This window comes from Sphingorhabdus sp. (assembly GCF_029865925.1).
Classification (GTDB): Bacteria; Pseudomonadota; Alphaproteobacteria; order Sphingomonadales; family Sphingomonadaceae; genus Sphingorhabdus_B.
The window spans coordinates 34,335-59,433 of sequence record NZ_JARXAI010000064.1 but is presented as its reverse complement, the minus strand read 5'-3'; the positions used below and the strand labels follow the sequence as shown (position 1 = coordinate 59,433).

Below are 25,099 nucleotides of genomic sequence, written 5' to 3'. Positions count from 1 at the left end.
TTGCAGGTCAGGTTTCTTCTGCCTAAAAGCGCCGCATCTTACGGGGTTCGGAAGCGAGTCTGATATGACTGATTTGTCGCAATATTTGCCTATACTGCTTTTCCTCGTGGTGGCGCTCGGTTTGTCGTCGGCATTTGTGTTTTTGCCTATGGGTGTGTCTCGGTTGACGGGCACACATAAGCCGACTGAAGCGAAGTTGACGGAATATGAGTGTGGATTTCCTGCGTTCGAAGATTCGCGGAGCCAGTTTGATGTCCGCTTCTATCTCGTAGCCATCCTGTTCATCATTTTTGACCTTGAAGCCGCCTTTTTGTTTCCTTGGGCAGTTAGCCTCGGTGAAACAGGTTGGATTGGTTGGGGCACAATGATGCTGTTCCTGTTCGAACTGGTCATTGGTTTTATTTATGCATGGAAAGTGGGAGCACTCGAATGGGAGTAGTCACACCAGCACTCTCGGATGTGCAAGCGCCCGATGCAGCCTTCTTCAAGGATATTGAAAGCGAAGTGAACGACAAGGGTTTTGTCGTTTCCTCCGTGGAAGATCTGTTTAACTGGGCACGCACCGGTTCCTTGTGGCCAATGACCTTTGGCCTTGCATGCTGCGCCGTAGAGATGATCCACGGATATATGCCGCGTTACGACTTTGAACGCTTTGGCATAGCGCCACGTGCGTCACCACGTCAGTCCGACGTAATGATTGTGGCTGGGACGCTGTGCAACAAAATGGCACCTGCCTTGCGCAAGGTTTACGACCAAATGTCTGAGCCGAAATATGTTATTTCCATGGGAAGCTGTGCCAATGGTGGTGGCTATTATCATTATAGCTACAGTGTTGTGCGCGGTTGCGATCGCGTGGTGCCCGTCGACATTTATGTGCCAGGATGTCCACCGACCGCAGAAGCATTGTTGTACGGTATCATGCAGCTGCAGCGTAAAATCCGCCGGACTGGAACCATTGAACGGTGACCCATTCCGCACCTTTGATTACCACGCCTGATGGCACGGTAGAATCCATCTCAAAAGTACTGGGTAAGCATCTGGTTTCTATTGAAGAAGCCAATAATGAAATTGCTGTGCATATTCATCGCGATGCACTGGTGGAGTGCATGATTAAACTGCGTGACGAATGCGCATATCAGCAATTGATGGAAATCGCCGGCGTTGATTGGCCTGATCGTGATCCCCGGTTTGAGGTGGTATATTGCCTGTTGAGCCTGACTAAAAACCACCGCATCCGCGTCCATCTTGTGACGAATGAAGATCAGCCAGTTCCGTCGGTTACGGGCATCTGGCCTGTTGCCGGATGGTTGGAGCGCGAAGTGTTCGACATGTATGGTGTGCTATTCTCGGGCAATACGGATTTGCGCCGAATTTTGACAGATTATGGCTTTGCAGGGCACCCGCAACGCAAGGACTTCCCATTATCTGGCTATGTCGAACTGCGCTATTCCGAAGAAGAAAAACGCGTCAAATATGAGCCAGTTCAATTGGCGCAGGATTTCCGTAATTTTGATTTCCTCTCGCCATGGGAAGGCGCGGATTATATCCTGCCGGGCGACGAGAAAACCGGCGGGGGTGCTGGCAACGCTGCGCCACCGCCTACACCCAAAACGACGGATACAGCGACACAGACTGGCGCTGGTAAAGCTGCGAACAAGGAAGCCGTTAAACGCAGTGTTCGAAAGCCTAAGGCGACGGGAGACAAGGCATGAGCATGCAGCAAGATCTCGCGCCCAACACTGGCGATGACGTCATCCAGAACTACACGATTAACTTCGGGCCACAGCACCCCGCAGCGCACGGCGTTTTGCGTTTGGTGATGGAGTTGGATGGTGAAATCGTCGAGCGGCTTGACCCGCATATCGGTCTTTTGCATCGCGGCACGGAAAAGCTGATCGAGTATAAGACCTATTTACAGGCTTTGCCCTATTTTGACCGTTTGGATTACGCGTCGCCAATGGCGATGGAACATAGCTATGTGCTCGCTATCGAGAAGCTGCTGGACTTGGAAGTGCCGATCCGCGCGCAATATCTGCGGGTGTTGTTCGCCGAGCTAACACGGATAAAGAACCATACGCTGAATATTGCCCACCATATCATTGACGTTGGCGCGATGACACCGCCCTTGTGGCTGTATGAAATTCGCGAAGACATAATGGGCTTTTATGAACGGGCGAGCGGCGCGCGTATGCATGCGGCTTGGTTCCGTCCGGGCGGCGTGCATCAGGATGTGCCGTTGAAGCTGCTGACCGACATCGCTGAATGGCTGGATGATCGCATGCCGCGACTGTTTGAAGACGCTATGTCGCTTGTTGTCGACAACCGTATTTTTAAGCAGCGCAACGTCGATATCGCGATTGTTTCGAAGGAAGACGCCATAAAATGGGGCTTTTCCGGCCCGATGATCCGTGGCGCTGGCATCCCTTGGGATATCCGCAAAAGCCAGCCTTATGACGTCTATGATCGGATGGAGTTTGACATTCCCGTCGGCACGCGCGGCGATTGCTATGATCGGTTCATGGTGCGCGTTGAAGAAGTGCGTCAATCTGTTCGTATCATGAAGCAATGCTTGCAACAAATGCCAGAAGGTCCGGTTTGCAGTGACGATCGCAAGGTTGTTCCGCCCAAGCGGGCCGAAATGAAACAGTCGATGGAAGCGTTGATCCATCACTTCAAACTCTACACCGAAGGCTTCAAAGTACCAGCAGGCAGCGTCTATGTCGCCACCGAAAGCCCCAAGGGCGAATTCGGGGTCTATCTTGTCGCCGATGGCAGCAATAAACCCTATCGCTGCAAAATCCGGCCGACGGCATTTTCGCATCTCCAAGCGATGGATTTCATGACCCGCGGGCACATGCTTGCGGATACGACCGCCATATTAGGCGCGCTCGATATCGTGTTCGGGGAGTGTGACCGCTGATGACACGCGAGCTTATGTTTCTGGTATCCGCTGCCATGGGATCGGTCGCGTTGGTTGCCGCCTATCTGTATCTTTTTCATGCTGAGATTTCGGCAAAGGAAGTTGGGTCGACCGCGGCCGCTATGATCTTTGGGGCATATATTGGACGGATTTGGGGACGGAAAGAAGCACATGGCTGACTCATTTTTTCGCGAATTCCCAAAAGTTTCCGCTTCTGCATTGTCGCAGGGAAGGTCGGTCCAATGAGCGCGCACCTCGCAACCGCGCAGCAGATGATTGCGTATTATAATGCACAAGACGCAGACGCCTATGTGTCGTTAATGACCGATGATGCTGCCGAGGCTGTGTATCGCGGGGCCGTTGTTCGCGACGGGAAAGAGGGTGTTCGTTCGGGATTGAAGGCAATGTTTGCTGAATTCCCCGAGAATAGGGCAGAGATTGTGGCAAGCTATGCTTTAGGCGATTACGCTGTGTTGTACGAAAAAGTGTATCGTTCGGAATCGTCTGAACCCTTTGATGTCATGTCGATTTACAGTTTTGAAGGCGACAAAGTGTCGCGCGTGGAGTTTGTCCGCTAATGGCTGGTGCAGTGCATATCCCTGATGAAGCTGAAACCCGCGCCAAGTGGGGCGGTTTTGCCTTTTCGCCAGCGTATAAGGCGAAGGCAGATATCTTCATCGGCCGCTATCCCGCGGGGCGTCAGCAATCTGCCGTGATGGCGTTGCTTGATCTGGCGCAACGTCAGGTGGGCGAAGAAACGCAGACCCAAGGCTGGTTGCCAGTGCCGGTAATCGAATATGTCGCAAGCTATCTCGGCATGCCATATATGCGGACCTATGAGGTCGCTACCTTTTACACGATGTACAATCTCGCCCCAGTTGGCCGTTTTCATGTGCAAATATGTGGCACGACGCCATGCATGCTGCGCGGGTCGGATGACATAATCGCGGCTTGCAAGAACCGCGGACTGGTCAAGGGTGGAACAACGCCCGACGGCCTGTTCACTTTGAATGAAGTTGAATGCATGGGTAACTGCGCTTCTGCACCTATGGTGCAGATCAACGATGATAATTACGAAGATCTCGATTATGACAGCATGACCGCTATCCTAAGCGATCTCGCAGAGGGCAAGCAGCCGAAGGTCGGCACGCAATTGCCTGGTCGCCACACAGTTGAGCCCTTTGGCGGCGCGACTACGCTGCAGGCGATGGTCGACAAGAACCATGATTACCGGGGCGATTGGTGATGGAATTTCTTCCTCTCATTGGTGTTCTTATCGCGGCATTCGTCGCGTGGAAATTGCTGACTGGCATTATTAAACTTGGCGTGATCGGGTTGCTTATCGCAGGCGCTGCATGGTTTTTTCTTGGAGGTTTGGGCTGATGCTCGCTGACAAAGACCGCATTTTTACCAATCTATATGGCTATCAGGATTTCGCCCTGAAAGCGGCGCAGAAACGCGGCGATTGGGATAAAACAGCCGCCTTGATGAAGGTTGGGCAGGACGCGATTATTGAGGAGGTGAAAGCCTCTGGCCTGCGCGGTCGCGGCGGTGCTGGCTTCCCCACGGGTATGAAGTGGAGCTTCATGCCAAAAGCGCCAACGCCAGAGCGTCCCAATTTCCTTGTCATCAACGCCGATGAGTCCGAGCCTGGTTCTTGCAAGGATCGGGAAATCATCCGTCATGATCCACATAAGTTAATTGAAGGCGCTCTGATCGCTGGCTTCGCGATGCGCGCGCGTGCAGCCTATATATACATTCGCGGTGAATATATTTTCGAAGCAAAGGTTCTGGAACAGGCTGTTGCTGAGGCATATTCAGCGGGCTTACTCGGCAAAAACGCCGCCAAGTCCGGTTATGACTTCGACGTCTTTGTTCATCGCGGCGCGGGTGCATATATTTGCGGCGAAGAGACCGCGATGATCGAGAGCCTTGAAGGCAAAAAGGGTCAGCCCCGTTTGAAACCGCCTTTTCCAGCAGGTGCAGGGCTTTATGGTTGCCCCACCACGGTCAACAATGTCGAAAGTATCGCGGTTGTGCCAACGATCCTGCGGCGCGGCGCCGCTTGGTTCAAAAGCTTTGGTCGTGAGAACAACCATGGCACGAAACTGTTCCAAATCTCTGGCCATGTTGAAAAGCCATGCGTCGTCGAAGAAGAAATGGGTATCCCATTTCGTGAGCTCATCGAAAAGCATTGTGGAGGCATCAGAGGCGGTTGGGATAATCTCTTGGCTGTCATCCCAGGCGGGTCGTCAGTGCCATTGGTACCTGCGGCGATGATGATGGACGTGCCAATGGACTTTGACGGCTGCAAGGCTGTTGGTTCCGGCCTAGGCACCGCAGCGGTCATCGTGATGGACAAGTCCACCGATATTGTGCGTGCCATTTCGCGATTGAGCTATTTCTACAAGCATGAAAGCTGCGGCCAATGCACGCCTTGCCGTGAAGGCACAGGCTGGATGTGGCGCGTGATGGAAAAGATGCGCATCGGCAATGCTGAAATAGGTGATATCGATACTTTGTACGACGTCACCAAACAGGTTGAAGGCCACACCATCTGCGCGCTCGGCGATGCGGCGGCTTGGCCTATTCAGGGGCTAATCAAGCATTTCCGTCCCGAGATGGAGCGGCGCATTCATGAAGCTAAAGGCAATAATATGCTGGAGGCGGCGGAGTAAAAATGCCTAAAGTCACCGTAGACGGATTAGAAATCGAAGTCCCTGCAGGCGCCACAGTGCTTCAGGCATGCGAAATGGCGGGGAAAGAAATACCCCGCTTTTGCTATCATGAGCGGCTGTCCATCGCGGGTAACTGCCGGATGTGCCTGGTCGAGATAGCCCCCGGGCCACCAAAGCCACAGGCATCGTGCGCGTTGCCCGCCACCGAAGGCCAAATAATCCGCACCGATACGCCAATGGTCAAAAAGGCGCGTGAAGGGGTGATGGAGTTTTTGCTCATCAACCACCCGCTCGATTGCCCGATTTGCGACCAAGGTGGCGAGTGCGATTTGCAGGACCAAAGCGTTGCTTATGGTCGCGGTGCTTCGCGCTTTGAGGAAAATAAGCGTGCGGTCACTGAAAAATATATGGGTCCGCTGGTCAAAACAGCGATGACGCGCTGTATCCAGTGCACACGCTGCGTCCGTTTCGCCGAAGAAGTCGCGGGCATTGAAGAAGTCGGCGCGATTGGTCGCGGCGAAAATATGCAGATTACGACCTATCTTGAGCACGCCATGCAAAGCGAGCTTTCGGGCAATGTGGTTGATCTGTGCCCTGTGGGAGCCTTGACGTCGAAGCCTTATGCTTTCGAAGCGCGTCCTTGGGAGCTTAAAAAGACGCCAAGCATCGATGTGATGGATGCTGTTGGCACCAACATTCGGCTTGATAGCAGGGGCAGGGCCGTGCTCCGCGCATTGCCGCGTATCAATGACGATGTGAACGAAGAATGGGCATCGGACAAAACGCGTCATGCGGTTGATGGCCTGACGCATCGCCGCTTGGACAAGCCATATATCCGCAAGGACGGCAAGCTTGTTGCCGCGAGTTGGGTCGAGGCATTTGATGCCATCAAAGCCCATTGGACCGGCGAAGCTGCTGTATTGGCTGGTGATCAGGTTGATTGCGAGACCATGTTCGCGGCGCGCGCATTGGCGGGCACGTCGATGCTTGAAGGACGTCAAACTGGCCTAGCCTATGACACATCTTCGCTTTCGGCGGTAAATTTCAACACCACGATTGCAGGCATAGAGAATGCCGACGTTATCCTGTTGGTTGGAAGCGACTTGCGGCGTGAAGCACCATTGGTGAACACGCGTATTCAAAAGGCAATCCGAAAGCGCGGTGCAAAGGTGTTTGCAATTGGGCCAGTGACGGACCTGACATATAAGGTTGAGTGGCTGGGCGACGACCTGAGCGCCCTCACAAAGGCGCCCAAGGCCCTTACAGAGGCGCTGAAGAATGCGGAGCGTCCTGCAATCATCGTCGGCGGCGGCGCGTTGCGTTATGCAGGCGTGCATGGGGCGGCGTTGGCGTTTGCCAAAAAGTTCAAACTGGTGCGTGATGGCTGGAACGGATTTAACGTCCTGCATTTTGCAGCGGCGCGCATGGGCGGGCTGATGTTGGGCTATGCGCATGACGGCGGCATCAAGAAGCTGGCGGCAGCATCGCCCACGCTGGCATTCTTCCTCGGCGCGGATGAGGTTGATTACAGCCTGTTTAGTAATACGTTTAAGGTCTATGTCGGCCATCATGGCGACAATGGCGCGCATCATGCTGACGTCATTATGCCAGGTGCTGCCTATTCCGAGAAATCGGGTACTTATGTGAACCTAGAAGGCAGAGTGCAGCGCGGAGAGCGTGCCGTATTCCCGCCTGGCGATGCACGTGAAGATTGGGCGATATTCCGCGCATTATCCGACGCATTGGGCAAGCGTTTGCCGTTCGACAGTGTCGACGCGTTGCGCGGCGAAATGGCAAAAGTGGTTCCGGCGCTTGGTGTTGAGGGTCTCGCCAATTATGGTTGGAACGAACCGTCGCTTTCGGCGGAAGTTAATGGCAAAATTGCCGATTATCCAATCAAGGATTTTTATCTGACGAACGCCATCTGCCGCGCGTCGGAAACGATGCAGAAATGCTCTTCGGAGCTGGTGCACGGAACGCAGATTCTGGAGGCGGCGGAATGACCTCCTTCTTCCAAAATTTGGGCATGGGTTATGACGCGGCCTGGTTCACCGCGACCATCGCGGGGATCCTCCTTATCGCCCTGCCGCTGATGTTAGCGGTGGCGATGATCATTTATGCGGAACGTAAATTATGGGCCGCATTTGCCCTTCGAAGGGGGCCAAACGTGGTTGGGCCCTTTGGTGTCCTGCAATCTTTTGCAGATGGCCTGAAGGTTTTCTTGCAGGAAACGATTATTCCAAGCGCGTCAAACCGCGGCCTGTTCCTGATCGCGCCCATCATCACCTTCACCGTGGCTTTGATGGCATGGGCAGTCATACCGTTTGCCGACGGTGTCGTGCTGTCGAACATCAATGTTGGTTTGCTCTATATTCTGGCGATCAGCAGTCTTGGCGTTTATGGCGTTGTGATTGCGGGCTGGGCTTCCAACTCCAAATATCCGTTTTATTCCGCCATGCGGGCTGCGGCGCAAATGATATCCTATGAAGTCTCTATTGGGTTCATACTGATTTGCATTGTTTTGTGGGCTGGCACATTCAACATAGGTGGCATTATCGAAGGCCAGCGTGGCCACGTCTTTGGCTTCATCAACGCTTATGCCTTCAACCCTTTGTTGTTCCCGATTGCTGTCATGTTTCTAATCAGTTCAATGGCCGAAACCGCCCGCGCACCGTTCGATTTGACTGAGGCCGAGAGCGAGCTGGTTGCTGGTTATCAAACCGAATATTCGTCCATGGCCTTCGCTTTGTTCTGGCTTGGCGAATATGCAAACGTCCTTTTGATGTGCGCGCTCAATGCGATACTTTTCTGGGGCGGATATTTGCCACCGGTTGATTGGGCGCCGCTTTATCTTGTTCCCGGTATTATCTGGTTCTTTGCCAAAATCCTGTTGATGTTCTTCATCTTCGCATGGGTGAAGGCGACCGTGCCGCGTTACCGCTATGACCAATTGATGCGTCTGGGTTGGAAAGTCTTTCTGCCCATCTCGCTGTTCTGGGTCTTTTTGGTGAGCGGCTATCTTATGTTCACAGGACATTTCGCATGACCAGTATCGCTCATCTCATCAAAACCTTCACCTTGTGGGAATTCGTCAAGGCGCATTGGCTAACCTTGCAATATTTCTTCAAGCCAAAAGCGACGATCAATTATCCGTTTGAAAAGAACCCGTTGAGCGCGCGTTTTCGCGGTGAGCATGCCTTGCGTCGTTACCCCAATGGTGAAGAACGGTGTATTGCGTGCAAGCTGTGCGAGGCTGTGTGCCCGGCACTTGCCATTACCATTGAGTCCGAACCGCGCGACGACGGCAGCCGCCGTACGACGCGCTACGACATTGACATGACCAAGTGCATTTATTGCGGTTTTTGCCAAGAGGCATGTCCCGTAGATGCTATCGTTGAAGGGCCAAATTTCGAATTCGCAACAGAAACGCGAGAAGAATTGCTGTATGATAAAGCCAAGCTCCTCGACAATGGCGCAAAGTGGGAGCGGGCAATCGCCGCGAACCTTGCTGCCGATGCACCCTATCGTTAAGGGCGGCGCATCGTGATCCAGCTTATATCCTTCTATATTTTTGCAAGTATCGTCATTGCCGCAGCAGCGATGGTAATCTTCGCGCGCAATCCCGTGCACAGCGTGCTTTGGCTGATTGTGGCTTTCTTCAATGCTGCGGGCCTGATGGTCCTGATCGGCGCCGAATTTATCGCGATGCTCTTGGTCATTGTCTATGTCGGCGCGGTGGCAGTGCTGTTCTTGTTCGTGGTGATGATGCTCGACATTGATTTTGCCGAGTTGCGTGCTGGATTTGTCAAAAACGTGCCGCTCGGCATCTTGTTGGCGGTCGTTCTGGTGGCTGAGCTGGTGCTTGGTATTGGTGCCTATCAAGCGGGAGCTGTAAAGCTCGGTACCCCGGGTGCAGGGGAAGCCACGGTGTCGGCAACAGTGCCGAACATCGAAGCTATTGGCGGTTTGCTCTATAGCAAATATGTTTTTCTTTTTGAAACCGCTGGGTTAATCCTGTTGGTTGCTATGGTCGGCGCAATCGTTCTGACGCATCGGCGCAGCCATGGCACGCGCGGCCAGAATATCAGCAGCCAAGTGCAGCGCCGCCCCGAAGACGCGACGCGTAATGTTAATCAGCCCGTCGGGCAGGGGATTGAGTTGTGATTGGTATCGAACATTATCTCGTTGTCAGCAGCATATTGTTTGTCATGGGCGTGCTTGGGATTTTCCTTAACCGCAAGAATGTCATCATCATATTGATGGCTATCGAGCTCATTTTACTGGCGGTTAACATCAACCTCGTCGCGTTCAGTGTGTTTTTAGGCGACCTGACGGGCCAAATTTTCGCCATGTTCGTGTTGACCGTCGCCGCTGGCGAAGCGGCTATCGGCCTTGCCATATTGGTGATTTACTTCCGTGGTCGTGGGACCATTGCAGTTGACGATGTCAACCGGATGAAGGGGTAACGTCCAGTGACTGCAATTCATATCATCGTTTTCCTGCCGCTTTTGGCTGCGCTCGTCGCAGGCCTGGGACAGCGCTTCATTGGGGCGTTGGCGGCCAAGACGATCACAACCGCAGGGTTGTTTATCGCCGCGTTCCTGAGCTGGCCGATCTTCATTGGTTTTCTAAGCGGCAGTGAAACCGCTTATGTGCAGCCCGTGATGACATGGGTGCAGTCCGGCGATTTGACGTTTGACTGGGAATTGCGTGTCGATGCGCTCACTGCGGTCATGTTGGTCGTCATCACCAGCGTGTCTGCGCTCGTCCATTTGTATAGCTGGGGCTATATGGAGGAAGACCCCGACCAGTCGCGCTTTTTTGCCTATCTGTCGCTGTTTACTTTCGCGATGTTGATGCTCGTAACTGCCAACAACCTAGTCCAGATGTTCTTTGGTTGGGAAGGTGTCGGTCTTGCATCTTATTTGCTGATTGGTTTCTGGTACAAAAAACCAAGCGCGAATGCGGCAGCAATTAAGGCGTTTGTGGTCAACCGCGTTGGCGACCTTGGCTTTATGCTGGGTATTTTTGGCATATTCTGGTTATTTGGCACGGTTTCCATCCCTGAAATACTCGCTGCTGCACCTGATAAAGTCGGCTCAAGCATTGGCTTCCTTGGTTTGCGTGTGGATACGATGAGCTTGCTGTGTATATTGCTGTTCATCGGCGCGATGGGCAAATCGGCGCAGCTAGGGCTGCACACATGGTTACCTGACGCAATGGAAGGGCCGACACCTGTGTCGGCGCTGATCCACGCGGCTACTATGGTGACCGCTGGTGTGTTTATGGTTTGCCGACTGTCGCCTTTGTTCGAGACGAGCCAATTTGCGCTCAACGTTGTGACAATCGTCGGGGCGACGACCGCTATTTTTGCTGCAACGGTCGGCTTGGTGCAAACGGATATCAAGCGTGTTATCGCGTATTCAACCTGCTCGCAGCTTGGCTATATGTTCTTTGCAGCAGGGTCAGGCGCATATGGCGCGGCAATGTTCCATTTGTTCACGCATGCCTTTTTCAAGGCGTTGTTGTTCTTGGGTGCGGGTTCGGTAATCCACGCAATGCACCATGAACAAGATATGCGTTATTATGGTGGCCTTCGGAAACATATCCCGCTGACATTTTGGGCGATGATGGCTGGAACGCTTGCAATTACGGGCGTTGGCATCGTAGGGGTTGGCGGATTTGCGGGCTTCTATTCCAAGGACGCGATTATTGAGGCCGCGTTCGCCAGTGGATCAACCTATCATATGTACGGCTTTGCCATTGGTGTGATCGCTGCGCTTTTGACGAGTTTTTACAGCTGGAGGCTGATGTTCCTGACCTTCTTCGGCAAGCCACGTTGGGAACAATCCGAGCATATTCAGCACGCGGTGCATGATCATGGTGACCACGACCATGAGCATGACCATGATGCACATGCGCACGCGACGACACGTGACGGGACGGCGGGTTATCATCCCCATGAAAGCCCATGGTCGATGCTAACACCATTGGCGTTGCTCACGCTTGGCGCTGTGTTTGCAGGCTTTGTCTTCCATAATCAGTTTATTGAGGCAGAGGCCGGTAAGGCGTTTTGGGCCAACAGCACCCTCTATTTCAACGAACATTTGATGCATGCGATGCATGAGGTGCCGATGTGGGTGAAGCTGTCGTCGACAGTGGCAATGTTACTGGGTCTGATAACAGCGTTTTCTATGTATCAGTTGTCAAAGGACGCGCCGCAGCGCTTGGCTGCGACTTTCGCTCCAATCTATCGTTTCCTTCTGAATAAATGGTACTTCGACGAACTGTATAGTTTCCTATTTGTGCGGCCCGCATTCTGGTTCGGTCGCCTTTTCTGGAAGCAGGGGGACATCGGGATCATCGACCGCTTTGGACCCAATGGGTCTGCTGCCGCTGTGTCTTTCGGCAGCAAAATGGCCGTCCGGATGCAATCGGGTTATCTGTATACATATGCGCTTGTGATGCTTCTCGGCCTCGTCGTCGCGGTTAGCTGGATGATGGTGAGAATATAATGAACGCCGCGGATATCCCTATACTCTCTATCATGCTCGCCATTCCGGTGGTTGCGGCAGCATTCTGCCTTTTTGTGCGGGCTGAAAAGGCGCGGTTAATCGCGTTGGTGGCCACGCTGGCGAACCTAGCGCTCGGTGTCGTGCTATGGCTTAGCTACGATCCGGCGGGCGCGCAGTGGCAGTTTACTGAAGCAGCTACCTTGTTCGGGCCAATTGGCTGGCGTCTTGGCATTGATGGCATTTCCTTGACGCTTATCATGCTGTCCGTGTTCCTGATGCCGATTTGTATCGGCGCAAGCTGGACCTCGATACAGAAGCGCGTTGGTGAATATATGGCCGCGTTCTTGCTCATGGAAACGTTGATGATTGGCGTTTTCGCGGCGCAGGACTTGCTGCTGTTCTACATCTTCTTCGAAGCTGGATTGATCCCGATGTATCTGATTATCGGTATTTGGGGCGGACAGGACAGGATTTACGCGTCTTACAAATTCTTCCTCTACACCTTGCTCGGCTCGCTGGTGATGCTGATCGCGATGCTGTGGATGATCCAGTTTGCCGGCACGGCGGATATTCCGACTTTGCTTAACACGGATTTCCCTGTTGAAGCGCAGAAGTGGCTGTGGTTTGCGTTCTTCGCATCTTTTGCCGTAAAAATGCCCATGTGGCCAGTACATACATGGTTGCCCGACGCGCACGTTCAGGCGCCGACCGCAGGCTCCGTCATATTGGCGGGCGTGTTGTTAAAAATGGGCGGCTACGGCTTTCTGCGTTTTTCTTTGCCGATGTTCCCTGAAGCAAGTGCCGACTTCATTCCATTGGTCTTTGGCCTGTCGATGGTGGCCGTTGTGTATACGTCGCTGGTTGCTTTGGTGCAGCAGGACATGAAAAAGCTGATCGCCTATTCCTCGGTCGCGCACATGGCAATTGTGACTATTGGCCTATTTACGTTTAACCAACAGGGCATTGAAGGCGCGATCATTGTGATGTTGAGCCATGGTCTTGTTTCGGGTGCGCTCTTCTTGTGCGTTGGCGTCATTTATGACCGCCTGCATACCCGCGAAATTAGCCGATATGGCGGTCTGAGCGTCAATATGCCCAAATATGCTTTGCTTTTCATGCTTTTCACCATGGCGAGCGTTGGTTTGCCGGGAACTAGCGGTTTTGTGGGCGAGTTTTTGAGTCTTGCCGGCGCGTATAAGGTTTCGACTTGGGCTACGTTGATTGCGACCACTGGGATCATCCTTGGCGCTGGCTATATGCTGTATCTCTATCGCCGTATCGCCTTTGGCCCGCAGGTCAATGCAGATGCTGCCGCTATGTCGGACGTCAATGGCCGTGAAATGTGGCTTCTTGCACCTATTGCCGTCGTGGTTTTGTGGATGGGTGTGTATCCTGAGACATTTTTGGCGCCTATCCGCCGCGATGTCGCAACGATTGTCGCCCGCGTCGAACGCGCTGCACCCGCCGGGGATAGCAAAATCAAATTAGTAGACCCGACAACTGCGCCTTACCGCGTTGTGCATGGTCCGGAAAAAAATATGGCTGAGGGGAGCCATTGATAATGGAACTAAACGCTTCTCTCTCATTAGTCCGTCCAGAGATTGTACTGAGTTTCTCGGCGCTTGCGCTGTTGTTGCTTGCCGCATGGCGGGAACAGGCGGGGCGCCTGATCAGCATTTTGTCGGTCGGAGCGCTTGTTGCTGCGGCGGCTTTCGTATTTGCTTTTATGGCAAAGGGAACGGATGTTTTGGCCTTTGATGGCCTTCTTGTTAATGACGCCTTCGGCAACTTTGCCAAAATTCTCGTATATATAGCGGCAGCGATTTCTCTGATCATTGCCCCGCGTTTCCTTGAAAAAACGGGTGCCATGCGGGCTGAATATCCCGTGCTTATCCTGCTCTCCTGTATAGGCATGGGGGTCATGGTTTCCGCAACAGACCTGATTTCACTGTACATCGGACTCGAACTGCAAAGCCTGTCTGCTTATGTTTTGGCAAGCTTTGCGCGTTCCGATGGGCGTTCGGCTGAGGCTGGTCTTAAATATTTCGTCCTTGGTGCTTTGGCTAGTGGGATGCTGCTTTATGGTGCATCCTTGGTCTATGGCTTTGCCGGATCGACAAGTTTTGCTGCCATCGGTTCGGCTATGAACGGCGAAGTTGGCCTTGGCTTGATATTCGGCATCGTATTCATTCTGTCCGGTTTAGCGTTTAAGATTAGCGCTGCGCCGTTCCACATGTGGACACCTGACGTGTATGAAGGCGCGCCAACGCCCGTGACCGCATTCTTTGCCAGCGCGCCAAAGGTTGCGGCAATTGCGTTGACCATCCGCATCGTGCTTGAGGCATTTGGCTCGCAGATTTTCGTGTGGCAACAGATCATCATTGCCGTCGCTTTAATGTCAATTATCATCGGCGCAGTCGGCGCAATTGGTCAGCAGAATCTGAAGCGCCTTATGGCCTATAGCTCAATCAACAATGTCGGATTTATTCTGATTGGTCTTGCCACGGGGACAGAGCAGGGCATTGCCGCGATGCTGGTTTATCTGACAATTTATGTTGCGATGACCTTAGGCAGTTTTGTCTGCCTGATGCAGTTGAAGGACAAGGATGGCGGCTATCGTGAAGAATTCGCCGACATTTCAGGGCTATCCAAGACGCGTCCAGCGCTGGCGGCCGCTTTTGCAATTTTCATGTTCAGCTTGGCCGGTATTCCGCCACTGTTCGGCTTTTGGGGCAAGCTGGTTGTGTTCAACGCTGCTGTTGCCGCGGGTCTTTTGCCATTGGCCGTCATCGGCATTGCCGCTTCGGCGATTGGAGCTTTCTATTATCTGAAAGTCGTCAAGGTCATGTATTTCGATGATGCCGCCGACGTGATTGCGCAAAGCGATGACAAGGTTCTCGTCTGGACTGGCGGGCTGTTGGCTGCCGCGAACTCGCCGCTTGGCTATTTTGCAATACCGGCGCTTGGTGTGTGGACGGCCTATGCCGCAAGAGCGCTCTTCTGACGTCGATATTTGAAGAAGTCACGCTGACAGGATCAACGAACGCAGACCTTTTGGCGCGGGCGGTCCAGGGCGCATCTGAGGGATTGTGGTTGCGTGCCGATGCACAAGATGGCGGACGCGGGCGGCTCGGGCGCATTTGGGAAAGCTCAAGCGGCAACCTGTTTGCGAGCACTATTGTGCGGTTGCGCGATACCGACCCATCGCCGGCTAGCCTTGCCTTTGTGACGGCTGTTGCTGTGTTTGATGCCGTGCGGCAGATGGCGCCGCAAGTGCCTATTTGCGTTAAGTGGCCAAATGACATTTTGACGCTGGATGGCGCAAAATTATGCGGCGTTTTGTTAGAGCGTGCGTCTGACGCTGTTGTCGTTGGTATCGGTCTTAACTTAGTTTGGCATCCGCAAAATCTTGAACGCAAGGTAACGGACCTACTAACCCTTGGTGCAACGCCACCCGATGCGCAAACGGCAGTGGAGATCGTTGCAGAGGTCTTTGCGCGCTATCTCGCTATCTGGCGTCAGTCAGGGGTCGAAGTAATTGTGCGGCATTGGGAGGCGCGTGCACATCCGCGCGGCACTGCTTTGTCCGCAAAGCTGCCCGATGGAGAGCATTTGGACGGCCTTTATGCAGGACTGAATGAAGATGGCGCATTGCAGCTTCGCTTGGCGGATGGCGCAATTCGTGCCATTCACGCGGCCGATGTTTTTCTAATCTAACAGGAGTGGGCTATGCTGCTCGCGATTGACACGGGTAACACCAATGCCAAATTTGCATTGGTCGACGATACAGGCAAAATATTGCAGCGGTGGCGTATAGCGACCGATGCTAGGCGTACAGCTGACGAATATGCCGTCTGGCTGGATCAGCTTATCCAGATGGCAGGATATCGCCGTACGGATATTGATGCGGTTATCATTGCGACCGTAGTGCCGCGTGCGCTGCACAATTTGCAGTTACTGGCGACGCGCTATTTTGGCTGTGAGGCATTGGTGGCGGGACGCGGGGCCGTTGGCTGGGGTATTCAATTGCGGGTAGCAGAACCCCATTCGGTTGGCGCTGACCGCGCCGTTAACGCAATCGCCGCGCAGTCGTTAACAGAAGGTCACAAGATTGTTATCAGTTTTGGCACGGCCACCACCTTTGATTATATCGGTCCAGATGGGTCCTATCGCGGCGGCAGCATTGCGCCCGGTGTGAACTTGTCCCTTGATGCCCTATACGCTGCGGCCGCCATGTTGCCGCGAATTGCAATTGAACCGCCACCAAATGAAAGCGTAATTGGCACAACGACTGTTGGACAAATGCAGATTGGCATCTATTGGGGCTATGTGGCGATGATCGAGGGGATGATCGCACGGATGAAAGCTGAAATCGGCGAACCGGTGTCGGTCATTGCGACTGGCGGTTTGGCTATATTGTTTCAGCAGCATGGCCATTTATTTGACCGGGTAGAGCCGGATTTAACGCTGCGGGGGCTGGCGCTTTTGTACAGGAATAGAGAACTTACCTAATGACGACCCCAAAAAATGAACTTCTTTTCCTTGCCCTTGGTGGATCCAATGAAATTGGCATGAACGTCAATTTGTATGGATGCGAAGGCAAGTGGGTAATGGTTGATCTTGGCCTGACATTCGCGAACTCGGAATATCCGGGTGTTGACCTTGTTTTGCCCGATCTCGAATTCATCGAGAAGCGTAAAAAAGACTTGCTCGGTATCGTGCTGACCCATGGTCATGAAGACCATATCGGCGCAGTGGCATATTTTGCCGCCGACCTTGGTGTACCGCTTTACGCGACACCATTCACGGCAACGCTTATTCGCGGCAAGCTGGAAGAAGAAGGCATTGCCGATATAGTGGAATTGAACGTGATCCCTATGGAGGGCGCGTTCTCCTTGGGCCCATTTGATTTTAAGTTTGTTACTTTGGCGCACTCGATCCTTGAAATGAGCGCCTGCTTGATCACAACGCCTTATGGAAAAATATTCCATACAGGCGACTGGAAATTGGACCCACGGCCCGTATTGGGCACACCATCGACGCAACAGGCGCTCACCACGATCGGCGATGGCAAAGTGCTGGCTATGGTTTGCGATTCTACCAACGTCTTCAACCTGGAAACCAGTGGCAGCGAAGGCAGTGTCAAGGATGACCTGCTAAAGTCTGTTAAGGCCGCAAAGGGCAGGGTGGTCGTCACCACATTTGCCTCCAACGCAGCGCGGTTACAGACTTTAGGCGAAGTGGCACGTGAAAGCGGCCGCACATTATGTTTTGCAGGCCGTTCGCTTCATCGGATTATTGAGGCCGCGCAGGCCAATGGCTATTTGAAGGATATGCCCAAGACCATTGGCATGGAGAGCGTCGATAGCCTTCCACGTCGCGACGTTATTGTAGTGGCAACGGGCGGGCAGGGCGAAGCACGCGCGGCGTTGGCGCGTATTGCTGAGGGTAATCACCCCGTAAAGCTGGAAGCAGGCGACACGGTGATATTCTCATCGAAACAGATACCGGGCAACGAAATTGCCATTGGCGTCATCATGAACAAGCTGGCTGAGCGCAACATTCTGACCGTCACGGAAAAGCAGGCGCATGTGCACGTGTCTGGACATCCAGGGCAGCCAGAGTTGGCTGCGCTGTATGATTGGATCCGGCCTGAAATTCTTGTCCCTGTCCACGGGGAGCGTCGGCACATGGCGGAACAGGCACGGTTTGCGCGTGCCCATGGTGTTCCTAAAACAGTGGTTCAGTCAAATGGCGACGTGGTACGTTTGGCGCCTGGCGAACCCAAAATTATCGGCAAGGAACGCACGGGGCGCCTGATACTGGATGGAGACACCATCATTGCCGCAGATGGCGTAACATTGAACGAACGCCGCCGCCTGTCATGGTATGGGCTGATTTCAGTGGCCTTTGCGTTGGATGCTAAGGACAGATTGCTGGGTAGCCCCCAGATCCGTTTGCATGGCGTGCCGATTGAAGAGGATCTTGAGGATTTTCTGGAAGAATCCAGCACGGCTGCGGCAAAGGCCATCAAAGATCATCGCGGTGATTATGATAAGTTACGCGAAACAGTTCGCTTGGCCGTGCGCCGCGTTGCGGTAAGCTGGACAGGCAAAAAGCCTATTGTTGACGTTCTGATAGTGGAGACAGCATGAACTGGAGTTCGATTGTAGCAATATACGCTTTGTTTTGGGTCATGACTGCTTTTGTGATCCTTCCCATCGGCGTGCGCACGCACGAAGAGTTAGGATTGCCAAAAACCCCGGGGCAGGAAGACGGCGCGCCGGGCAATTTTCGGCCACGCGTTGTACTGCTGCGCACCACATTACTGTCGGCGGGGTTATTCGGGCTATACTATCTGAATTACATTTATGGCTGGATTGACCGCCATAGCTTTGACGCATTGTTTAACAGGCCAAAATAGGGCTTATCTGCGAAGGCGCTCAATGGCTTGAGCAAGCGCAACATATAGCTTGCCGATGTCTGACGATAGAAGCGTAACACCGATGGCATTGCCGTCGCGCGTGCTCAGCAACAGTCGCATGATTGCTTCGAAATCGTGGACATAGCGGTTGACGTGTTCACGGAAGTCGCTGTCTTCGCCATAATGTCTTACAATAATTTTGGCTTCGCTAGAATCGAGCAAGCGAACAGCGCGGCGCGCAAATACACCTCGGTCACCCTTCAGATAGGCGTTCCAAGCGGTGTCCGTGACTTCGTTAGACAATATCTTTGTCACGTCGATTGCGGTGGAATTCAATGATTCCGTCAACACCACCATGCGACGCGCAAAGCTATCTGCTTGAACAGATTCAAAATTGTTTTTGGTATCGGCTATCCGGCCCTCAAGGCTTATCGTCATTTCCTCAAGTTCGCCAAGCTGCCTTGCCGCTAATGATGAAGCGACTTCCGACAATTCGATGTTACGCGCAATGGCCTCTTGCACGGCCTCATTCATAGACGCCACCTGCGCGTCCAACGCATTTGCAAGCGCCGCACGATTTTGCTCGGTCAACTGGTCGGCAATATGTGCTAGTTCTTCGTCGAGGATTTTGCGGCTGCTTTCGGCGGCGGCACGGGTTGTTTCACGCACACGTAAGAGCGAAGACACCAACCGGTCATTTGCCTCTCCCGACATTTCTTCCAACAATGCATGTGTCTGCTTTAACGCAGCGCCAAGTGCATCAACCTGTTCATGACGGGCCGCGAAATGGACATCGCTTTCTGCGGTCAAAGCGCCAACTGCGTCGTGTTGCGCAGCAATTGATTGCTCAATCTTTGCAAGCTTCTCCAGCACCCCATCGCTTAAACTATCTAACGTTTCCGCGTTCGATAGTGCAGATTGGACTTGCGATATACTCTCGGTCATGCGGACGTTGAGATTGTCCATGGCCGCAGGAATGTTCTGGCCAATCTCATCATTTGCGGCGCCAAGCAATGTGTTCAATCTATCCGACTGGGTAATGAGATCCGCCGCAATTACCTGATTGCCCGACAAAGCCGAGCCGACCGAGCGCGTGCTTTCCCCGAGCGCTGTCACAACGAAAGCCAGTTTTGAGGTTTGCTGAGTGGCAGCTTTGTCTACTTCGGCGATGTGCGCAGCGCTCGTTTGGATGTGCGCAGTTATAGCCGTAATTATATCGCGGACACGCGCGTCTTCTTGCTGAGATTGAGCCTCTATTTCGCTAAGCGCGCTGCGAAGATCCGAAAGACTGGATTGGATTTGCGCTTGGCTACCCGCAAACACCGTGTCGATGTCGCCAGAGGCTTGAGCTATGCCGCTTGAGATGGCTTGCGCTGCGCTGTCCATGAGCGTCGCCATTTCCGCACTTCTATCAAGCGCTTCGGCGCTCTTATCATCAAGAAGTTTGGCGCTGCCGCTTAATGATTGCTCTAGCCTAACCGACAGATCATCTGCGCGCGTTTCTACATTGTTGATATACGCGTTGACGGATTTGCCAGCATCACTCACCCGCTCAAGGGAAGCAATTAGGGATTTGATTTGGACTTGCGCATTATTGCCTGCGCTTCCAATTTGGTTTGTGACGTCTTTGGCGGCGCTCGTCACCACGGGTAAATGTTTGCGAAGATGCTCCAAGTTCGTGTTAGCCGCCTGACTAACGGCTTCAAGTTTTTTGGCCTTTTCATCGCTATCAGCAAGAGCAGCAGAGAGCATTTGAGCCGATTCTATGAGCTTTTGCGAAGATTGCCGCCCAACGGTTTCCAGTTCCCGTGCGTTTTGCGACAAAAATTCGCGGGCAAGTGAGATTTCTCCATTCACTGTGCGCATTCGCGTAGCAAGCGCGACGCTCTCCATCCGCAATCGGCTTGCGACCTTACCAAAGCGGGTAGCTTCGCGGCTACTGTTCCGCATCGCCAAGAGCCATAGGACTGTAATTAGCAGGGTCGGCACGGACCAAGTTGTGACCAATGCGATTATCCGTTCGTTGGCCAATCCTATCTTTATTTCAGGCCAATATGTCAGCGCAAAAAATGCCGTCCACGTCGAAAAGGCAACGAGCAACAAAACAGGAGCAAGATAGCCCAAGATGCCAGACTGATATGTCCTTTCTTCCGCGTACTCTTCGAGGTCCGCATCATAACCGTCATCAGAAGTTACCTCATCTTCACCTGCCGCGGGCGCTGAGGCATTTTGTTCGGTTTCAGTGATGTCGCGGCTTAGGCCGACAATTTTTGAGCGCATAGTCATGGTAGGTTATCTAGCACATTATTTCTGTAGAGAAACGCAAACTTAACGGTTTTGGATTAGCTTAATCAAACGTTTCCTAGATCTTGGCGGATTTGAAGCAGCATTAACGGCAGTGATGGGCATCCATATAACGCTCACGGGACAACTGTGCGTTTCCTCTGTGGCTAGCGCAAATCGCCAGATAAAATTGCTTTCAAGGCTAATTTTCGATAACATTCAATATGTTGAGTGCTTTAATGCTTAATTGAGGGCATCACGGCGGCAGATTTCTATTGGCAAAATCGTAACAATATTCATATCTGGGCGATGGCGTCAGCTCGTTCTCAAAATATTCCTACGATCGCTTTGTTGTCTGTCGCGGGCGAAGGTAATGGTGGGAATGAGTTGTTGCCGGGTACAGCGCGTCAGGATCTTGCTGGCGGATCGCTAATAGAGCATCAGATAACCACCCTGGCGCGAGCCGGAATTTCGAAGTTCCTTATCGAGGTGGAGAATTACGGCCATTCTCTTACTGCACTAGCGGACCGTTGTCGTGTGAAAGGTTTGGTGGTCGTTTTTGTTCGAACTGGCGCAGATATTCAAAGCTTTGTCGAAGCTAGCGACCGCATTTGGGTCCAATCATCGCAATTATATGTTCAATTCGGGCTGATTGAAACGCTCACGAAAGCCCCTGAGAATTTTGTCGCTACGGTTGATAGTCGTGATGAGAATAATGCTTTTGAACGGATTGACTTGAACACGCGGTGGGCGGGTATTTCTGTGGTCGGACAAGATACCATCGCGATGCTAAGAGATCTGCCTGATGATTGGAGCATCATCTCCTCATTACTGCGTCAGTCGGTATTGGCGCAAATTCCGATGCGTCCTGTGTCCCAGCAGCACATCACTAATGGGACACTGACCGTTCTGACGGGGCCGCAAGATTTTTCCGAGCTTAACCGCCAAATATTGCGGCGGCGTGTGGCAGGCCGATCCGGCTTTGTGGAATCTCAGTTATTCGGTCCCGTGCTGGCGCGCATAGTCCCAGTGATTTGGCAAAATCCTGCTGCCGTCACTATTACAAAGTTCGCAAGCCCAATTCTTGCACTAGTTGCGTTGGCGTTGGGCTTTGGCAATTTTGCGACTGCGGCTTGCATTGCGGCATTTGTCGCTATCGCAGCCAATTCCCTTCGCCTCGCGGTTACAGATGACGTTGATGACCATAGTCACATCCAAAGCGTATCCGTAATAACATGGGCGCTGACCATTTTGGCCATGTTTAGCGCGGTCTATATGCAATCCTCATACCGCGATGATGACCTATTTGTCGCTTTTGCAGTTTCGTCTCTTGCATATCTTACGCAGAAAATGGCGTTACCAACTTGGGCGAAGCAATTACTACATTCGCCTGCGGCACTAACTATCTTTGCAGCAATCGGGTCTGCTCTACTTGGACTCATTCAGGCTTTGGAGTGGATTATGGTAATGCAACTTAGTGCGCTCATCTTCGTCAGCCTCCGCAATGACATCATCGGCAAAAAGGCTGAACAAACTTAAGGCCGGCTGCACCTAAAACTGCTCTAGCTTTGGTTCGACCGCTATCGGACCTCTGTGTGCCAAAAAGCCAAGTCTTTGTTGGCAAGCCAAAGCGCGTTGACGTAGAGCGACAGAAATTGACTTTAGAGAGGGGAAAAGGTGGAGTACTATAAACACACTCCACCTTCAGCGAGCTATTAGTGGGCGTTTAGGCCGGGATAGGCCCTGTGATTTGGTCCGGTGTACAGCTGGCGCGGACGACCTATTTTCTGGGCTGGATCGGAAATCATTTCATTCCATTGGGCGACCCAACCAACCGTCCGCGAAAGGGCGAACAAGACAGTGAACATTTCGGTGGGGAAGCCGATGGCTGACAAAATTATGCCCGAATAGAAATCGACATTCGGGAACAGCTTTTTCTCAATGAAATATGGGTCATTCAGAGCCATTTCTTCAAGTTGCATTGCAACGTCAAAAATCGGGTCGCTGATGTTGAGTTCGCTTAGTACCTCGCGGACCGTTTTTTGCATGACCGAAGCGCGCGGGTCGTAGTTTTTGTAAACACGGTGACCAAAGCCCATTAGGCGGAACGGATCATTCTTGTCCTTTGCCCGTTCAATGTAATGCGGAATGCGGTCTGGCGTGCCGATTTCACGCAGCATGTTTAATGCAGCTTCGTTGGCGCCGCCATGTGCAGGCCCCCAAAGACATGCGATACCCGCCGCGATACACGCAAATGGGTTCGCACCCGACGATCCGGCAAGCCGCACGGTCGATGTAGATGCGTTTTGTTCATGGTCTGCATGAAGAATAAAAATCCGGTCTAAGGCGCGTTCAATGACTGGATTTACAACATATTCCTCAGCAGGGACACCAAAGGTCATACGCAGGAAGTTGCCTGTGTAGGATAGACGATTGTCAGGATAGACAAAGGGTTGGCCGGCCGAGTATTTATAAGCCATTGCCGCAATTGTCGGCATTTTGGCGATCAAGCGATGGCTGGAAACCATCCGGTGTGTTGGATCGCTAATGTCAGTCGAATCATGGTAAAATGCTGAAAGCGCACCAACTACACCGCACATGATCGCCATTGGGTGGGCATCGCGTCGAAAGCCACTGTAAAAGGTCGCAAGCTGTTCATGCAGCATGGTGTGGCGCGATATAGTATAGCTAAAATGTTCTAGCTCGGCCTTGGATGGAAGCTCACCATTTAACAACAGGTAAGACACTTCCATGAAGCTTGATTGTTCCGAGAGCTCTTCAATCGAATATCCGCGGTGCAGCAAAATACCCTGGTCACCGTCAATGAATGTCAGTGCAGACTCACAACTTGCTGTCGACGTAAAGCCAGGGTCGAAAGTGAAATGGTCAGACGCCGCATACAGCTTGCGTATATCAATAACGTCAGGACCTTCGGAGCCCTTCATGATGGGCAAGTCATAGCTAGTTTCGCCAACGATGAGCGTTGCGTTGTTATCGGCCATTTTCAAACTCCATATCTTGCTAACATAATAAATGAGCCGCGCATGCATCGGCATATTTTCTCGTGCGCCACTGGAAGCAAGAAAACAACCGATACGGACTGATAAGGCCCTGCAAATGCCAATTTTTCTGGGAGATAAACGGGCTTTGATACTGTTTAGCCCAATGGTAGCAATTTTTGCGGGCGTCAAGGCAAACAATAGCATCCGAGAACATAGGGATTTGCGGTTTGTTTATTGGATCCTAAGTATATGCTGTAGAAACGAAAGTTCTCAAATTGCATACACTTACAGCTGTAGGAACAAATGAGAATTTGACGCTATTTCAAGCCGTCGAGAACTGGCTTGACCGCGAACGCGACAAATTGCCACTCTGGCTGCCGGTAGGCATCGAATTCGGTATCGCCATTTGGCAATTTAGGGGCACATCACATTGGCGCCAATAACGGCACCCACCACATGCCATGGGTAAAAGCACGCGTGAGCACATCCGCGGTCCAATAATAATCAATGATATCTGCGTAATAGGCCTGCAAGCTTACCTTGGACTTGAACTTCATGCGGTGCATAATATTGCGGTTGATAGCTGCCATTGGCCGGATCAAGGCGGATCTGTTGCCCTTCGCGACGGAGATATTTCAACGTTGCTTCTTCGCCTCTAATCAAGGCTACCACAATCTCGCCATCACGCGCTGTGTCTGCCTTACGGATCAAGGCGTAATCGCCATCCAATATACCAGCTTCCATCATGGAATCGCCGGACACCTCAAGCGCATAATGTTCACCCGCGCCCAGCAATGCCATTGGCACCGATAACGAGTTCTGCCCTTCAAGTGCCTCAATCGGAATGCCGGCAGCAATCTTGCCATGAAACGGAATTTCAAGCACGTCATTCGCAGCAACAGGAATTTGAATTTGTGGTTTGGCTTCTTTGAAAGGTGCCAGACGTGTCACATTGTCCCCTCGCGCATTCGCGCTCTCAGGCATTTTCATAACTTCAAGCGCACGGGCTCGGTTGGCCAGGCGACGAATAAAGCCGCGCTCTTCCAAAGCGCCGATTAAACGGTGCACCCCGGATTTGCTTTTCAAATCGAGCGCTTCCTTCATTTCTTCAAATGACGGAGAGATGCCACTTTGATCAAGTCGCTGATTAATGAATATTAGCAGTTCGTGCTGTTTTGCCGTGAGCATATTCAGAGTTCCATCCTGTTGAACATGACTGGAACGATTAGAGAACAAAAGCGGTTAAGTCAAGAACAATCGCACATATTGTGTCCAGA

At 52.5% G+C, this 25,099-nt stretch carries 25 protein-coding genes; 22 read left to right on the top strand and 3 right to left on the bottom strand.

Translation table 11 applies throughout. From position 1 onward, the window contains the following. Positions 1–64: 64 nt before the first annotated feature. From ndhC to QE270_RS06525, 21 genes are all read left to right on the top strand, one after another. Positions 65–439: an NADH-quinone oxidoreductase subunit A gene (gene ndhC, locus QE270_RS06625; protein WP_300037000.1), complete on the top strand. Its 375-nt coding sequence runs from the start codon at positions 65–67 to the stop codon at positions 437–439. Beyond that, complete coding sequence (locus QE270_RS06620) at positions 430–966, top strand: NADH-quinone oxidoreductase subunit B (RefSeq protein ID WP_300036997.1); 537 nt, start codon at positions 430–432, stop codon at positions 964–966. Before ndhC ends, QE270_RS06620 begins: the two co-directional genes overlap by 10 nt. Beyond that, a complete protein-coding gene (locus tag QE270_RS06615) occupies positions 963–1,712 on the top strand; it encodes an NADH-quinone oxidoreductase subunit C (RefSeq protein ID WP_300036994.1) in 750 nt (249 codons plus the stop codon). Before QE270_RS06620 ends, QE270_RS06615 begins: the two co-directional genes overlap by 4 nt. Continuing rightward, positions 1,709–2,920 (top strand): NADH-quinone oxidoreductase subunit D, encoded by a 1,212-nt coding sequence (locus QE270_RS06610; RefSeq protein WP_300036991.1) that lies wholly within the window; start codon positions 1,709–1,711, stop codon positions 2,918–2,920. The genes QE270_RS06615 and QE270_RS06610 overlap by 4 nt, the downstream gene beginning before the upstream one ends. Continuing rightward, positions 2,920–3,099: a hypothetical protein gene (locus QE270_RS06605; RefSeq protein ID WP_300036988.1), complete on the top strand. Its 180-nt coding sequence runs from the start codon at positions 2,920–2,922 to the stop codon at positions 3,097–3,099. The genes QE270_RS06610 and QE270_RS06605 overlap by 1 nt, the downstream gene beginning before the upstream one ends. 63 nt (positions 3,100–3,162) lie before the next feature. Then, positions 3,163–3,498: a nuclear transport factor 2 family protein gene (locus tag QE270_RS06600; RefSeq protein ID WP_300036985.1), complete on the top strand. Its 336-nt coding sequence runs from the start codon at positions 3,163–3,165 to the stop codon at positions 3,496–3,498. Further along, positions 3,498–4,166 carry an NAD(P)H-dependent oxidoreductase subunit E gene (locus QE270_RS06595; RefSeq protein ID WP_300036982.1) on the top strand — a complete coding sequence of 223 codons (669 nt, stop codon included), beginning with the start codon at positions 3,498–3,500 and terminating at the stop codon, positions 4,164–4,166. The genes QE270_RS06600 and QE270_RS06595 overlap by 1 nt, the downstream gene beginning before the upstream one ends. Beyond that, positions 4,166–4,303, top strand: a complete 138-nt coding sequence (locus QE270_RS06590; RefSeq protein WP_300036979.1) for a hypothetical protein — start codon at positions 4,166–4,168, stop codon at positions 4,301–4,303. The genes QE270_RS06595 and QE270_RS06590 overlap by 1 nt, the downstream gene beginning before the upstream one ends. Next, positions 4,303–5,598, top strand: a complete 1,296-nt coding sequence (nuoF, locus tag QE270_RS06585) for an NADH-quinone oxidoreductase subunit NuoF (protein ID WP_300036976.1) — start codon at positions 4,303–4,305, stop codon at positions 5,596–5,598. The genes QE270_RS06590 and nuoF overlap by 1 nt, the downstream gene beginning before the upstream one ends. A gap of 2 nt (positions 5,599–5,600) precedes the next feature. Next, a complete protein-coding gene (gene nuoG / locus QE270_RS06580) occupies positions 5,601–7,601 on the top strand; it encodes an NADH-quinone oxidoreductase subunit NuoG (RefSeq protein WP_300036973.1) in 2,001 nt (666 codons plus the stop codon). Then, positions 7,598–8,644, top strand: a complete 1,047-nt coding sequence (gene nuoH / locus QE270_RS06575) for an NADH-quinone oxidoreductase subunit NuoH (RefSeq protein WP_300036970.1) — start codon at positions 7,598–7,600, stop codon at positions 8,642–8,644. The genes nuoG and nuoH overlap by 4 nt, the downstream gene beginning before the upstream one ends. Then, on the top strand, positions 8,641–9,129 hold the full coding sequence (gene nuoI / locus QE270_RS06570) for an NADH-quinone oxidoreductase subunit NuoI (RefSeq protein WP_300036967.1): 489 nt from the start codon (positions 8,641–8,643) through the stop codon (positions 9,127–9,129). Before nuoH ends, nuoI begins: the two co-directional genes overlap by 4 nt. Before the next feature lie 12 nt (positions 9,130–9,141). Further along, complete coding sequence (locus QE270_RS06565; protein WP_300036964.1) at positions 9,142–9,762, top strand: NADH-quinone oxidoreductase subunit J; 621 nt, start codon at positions 9,142–9,144, stop codon at positions 9,760–9,762. Next, positions 9,759–10,064 (top strand): NADH-quinone oxidoreductase subunit NuoK, encoded by a 306-nt coding sequence (gene nuoK / locus QE270_RS06560; RefSeq protein WP_125230259.1) that lies wholly within the window; start codon positions 9,759–9,761, stop codon positions 10,062–10,064. The genes QE270_RS06565 and nuoK overlap by 4 nt, the downstream gene beginning before the upstream one ends. A 6-nt stretch (positions 10,065–10,070) precedes the next feature. Further along, entirely contained in the window at positions 10,071–12,113 is a 2,043-nt protein-coding gene (nuoL, locus tag QE270_RS06555; protein WP_300036961.1) for an NADH-quinone oxidoreductase subunit L, read from the top strand. Next, a complete protein-coding gene (locus QE270_RS06550; RefSeq protein ID WP_300036958.1) occupies positions 12,113–13,672 on the top strand; it encodes an NADH-quinone oxidoreductase subunit M in 1,560 nt (519 codons plus the stop codon). The genes nuoL and QE270_RS06550 overlap by 1 nt, the downstream gene beginning before the upstream one ends. Positions 13,673–13,674: 2 nt before the next feature. After that, positions 13,675–15,117: an NADH-quinone oxidoreductase subunit NuoN gene (gene nuoN, locus QE270_RS06545; protein ID WP_300036955.1), complete on the top strand. Its 1,443-nt coding sequence runs from the start codon at positions 13,675–13,677 to the stop codon at positions 15,115–15,117. Continuing rightward, positions 15,084–15,830: a biotin--[acetyl-CoA-carboxylase] ligase gene (locus tag QE270_RS06540; protein ID WP_300036952.1), complete on the top strand. Its 747-nt coding sequence runs from the start codon at positions 15,084–15,086 to the stop codon at positions 15,828–15,830. The genes nuoN and QE270_RS06540 overlap by 34 nt, the downstream gene beginning before the upstream one ends. Positions 15,831–15,842: 12 nt before the next feature. Then, the gene (locus QE270_RS06535) at positions 15,843–16,625 is read left to right on the top strand and encodes a type III pantothenate kinase (protein ID WP_300036949.1); all 783 of its coding nucleotides are present in this window, start codon (positions 15,843–15,845) and stop codon (positions 16,623–16,625) included. Beyond that, a complete protein-coding gene (locus QE270_RS06530; protein ID WP_300036946.1) occupies positions 16,625–18,268 on the top strand; it encodes a ribonuclease J in 1,644 nt (547 codons plus the stop codon). Before QE270_RS06535 ends, QE270_RS06530 begins: the two co-directional genes overlap by 1 nt. Beyond that, positions 18,265–18,537, top strand: coding sequence for a DUF1467 family protein (locus QE270_RS06525; protein WP_300036943.1), 273 nt, complete (start codon positions 18,265–18,267; stop codon positions 18,535–18,537). Before QE270_RS06530 ends, QE270_RS06525 begins: the two co-directional genes overlap by 4 nt. Positions 18,538–18,540: 3 nt before the next feature. On the opposite strand, the gene QE270_RS06520 is transcribed toward QE270_RS06525, so the two are convergent. Beyond that, entirely contained in the window at positions 18,541–20,823 is a 2,283-nt protein-coding gene (locus QE270_RS06520; protein ID WP_300036940.1) for a hypothetical protein, read from the bottom strand. A gap of 306 nt (positions 20,824–21,129) precedes the next feature. Here QE270_RS06520 and QE270_RS06515 point away from each other — a divergent pair, with 306 nt between their 5' ends. Then, positions 21,130–22,359, top strand: coding sequence for a hypothetical protein (locus tag QE270_RS06515; protein ID WP_300036938.1), 1,230 nt, complete (start codon positions 21,130–21,132; stop codon positions 22,357–22,359). A gap of 176 nt (positions 22,360–22,535) precedes the next feature. On the opposite strand, the gene QE270_RS06510 is transcribed toward QE270_RS06515, so the two are convergent. Further along, complete coding sequence (locus QE270_RS06510) at positions 22,536–23,822, bottom strand: citrate synthase (RefSeq protein ID WP_300036935.1); 1,287 nt, start codon at positions 23,820–23,822, stop codon at positions 22,536–22,538. Positions 23,823–24,326: 504 nt separating this feature from the next. Further along, positions 24,327–25,010 carry a transcriptional repressor LexA gene (lexA, locus tag QE270_RS06505; RefSeq protein WP_300036932.1) on the bottom strand — a complete coding sequence of 228 codons (684 nt, stop codon included), beginning with the start codon at positions 25,008–25,010 and terminating at the stop codon, positions 24,327–24,329. Positions 25,011–25,099 lie beyond the last annotated feature (89 nt).

Excerpts from the sequence above, each read along its gene's own strand:
- QE270_RS06620 (WP_300036997.1), top strand. The coding sequence starts at position 430 with ATGGGAGTAGTCACACCAGCACTCTCGGATGTGCAAGCGCCCGATGCA.
- QE270_RS06610 (WP_300036991.1), top strand. The coding sequence starts at position 1,709 with ATGAGCATGCAGCAAGATCTCGCGCCCAACACTGGCGATGACGTCATC.
- nuoI (WP_300036967.1), top strand. The coding sequence starts at position 8,641 with ATGACCAGTATCGCTCATCTCATCAAAACCTTCACCTTGTGGGAATTC.
- nuoN (WP_300036955.1), top strand. The coding sequence starts at position 13,675 with ATGGAACTAAACGCTTCTCTCTCATTAGTCCGTCCAGAGATTGTACTG.
- QE270_RS06535 (WP_300036949.1), top strand. The coding sequence starts at position 15,843 with ATGCTGCTCGCGATTGACACGGGTAACACCAATGCCAAATTTGCATTG.
- nuoH (WP_300036970.1), top strand. The coding sequence starts at position 7,598 with ATGACCTCCTTCTTCCAAAATTTGGGCATGGGTTATGACGCGGCCTGG.
- QE270_RS06510 (WP_300036935.1), bottom strand. The coding sequence starts at position 23,822 with ATGGCCGATAACAACGCAACGCTCATCGTTGGCGAAACTAGCTATGAC.
- QE270_RS06550 (WP_300036958.1), top strand. The coding sequence starts at position 12,113 with ATGAACGCCGCGGATATCCCTATACTCTCTATCATGCTCGCCATTCCG.
- QE270_RS06595 (WP_300036982.1), top strand. The coding sequence starts at position 3,498 with ATGGCTGGTGCAGTGCATATCCCTGATGAAGCTGAAACCCGCGCCAAG.
- nuoF (WP_300036976.1), top strand. The coding sequence starts at position 4,303 with ATGCTCGCTGACAAAGACCGCATTTTTACCAATCTATATGGCTATCAG.
- nuoG (WP_300036973.1), top strand. The coding sequence starts at position 5,601 with ATGCCTAAAGTCACCGTAGACGGATTAGAAATCGAAGTCCCTGCAGGC.
- lexA (WP_300036932.1), bottom strand. The coding sequence starts at position 25,010 with ATGCTCACGGCAAAACAGCACGAACTGCTAATATTCATTAATCAGCGA.
- QE270_RS06515 (WP_300036938.1), top strand. The coding sequence starts at position 21,130 with ATGGCGTCAGCTCGTTCTCAAAATATTCCTACGATCGCTTTGTTGTCT.
- ndhC (WP_300037000.1), top strand. The coding sequence starts at position 65 with ATGACTGATTTGTCGCAATATTTGCCTATACTGCTTTTCCTCGTGGTG.
- QE270_RS06520 (WP_300036940.1), bottom strand. The coding sequence starts at position 20,823 with ATGACTATGCGCTCAAAAATTGTCGGCCTAAGCCGCGACATCACTGAA.
- QE270_RS06530 (WP_300036946.1), top strand. The coding sequence starts at position 16,625 with ATGACGACCCCAAAAAATGAACTTCTTTTCCTTGCCCTTGGTGGATCC.
- QE270_RS06590 (WP_300036979.1), top strand. The coding sequence starts at position 4,166 with ATGGAATTTCTTCCTCTCATTGGTGTTCTTATCGCGGCATTCGTCGCG.
- QE270_RS06600 (WP_300036985.1), top strand. The coding sequence starts at position 3,163 with ATGAGCGCGCACCTCGCAACCGCGCAGCAGATGATTGCGTATTATAAT.
- QE270_RS06605 (WP_300036988.1), top strand. The coding sequence starts at position 2,920 with ATGACACGCGAGCTTATGTTTCTGGTATCCGCTGCCATGGGATCGGTC.
- QE270_RS06525 (WP_300036943.1), top strand. The coding sequence starts at position 18,265 with ATGAACTGGAGTTCGATTGTAGCAATATACGCTTTGTTTTGGGTCATG.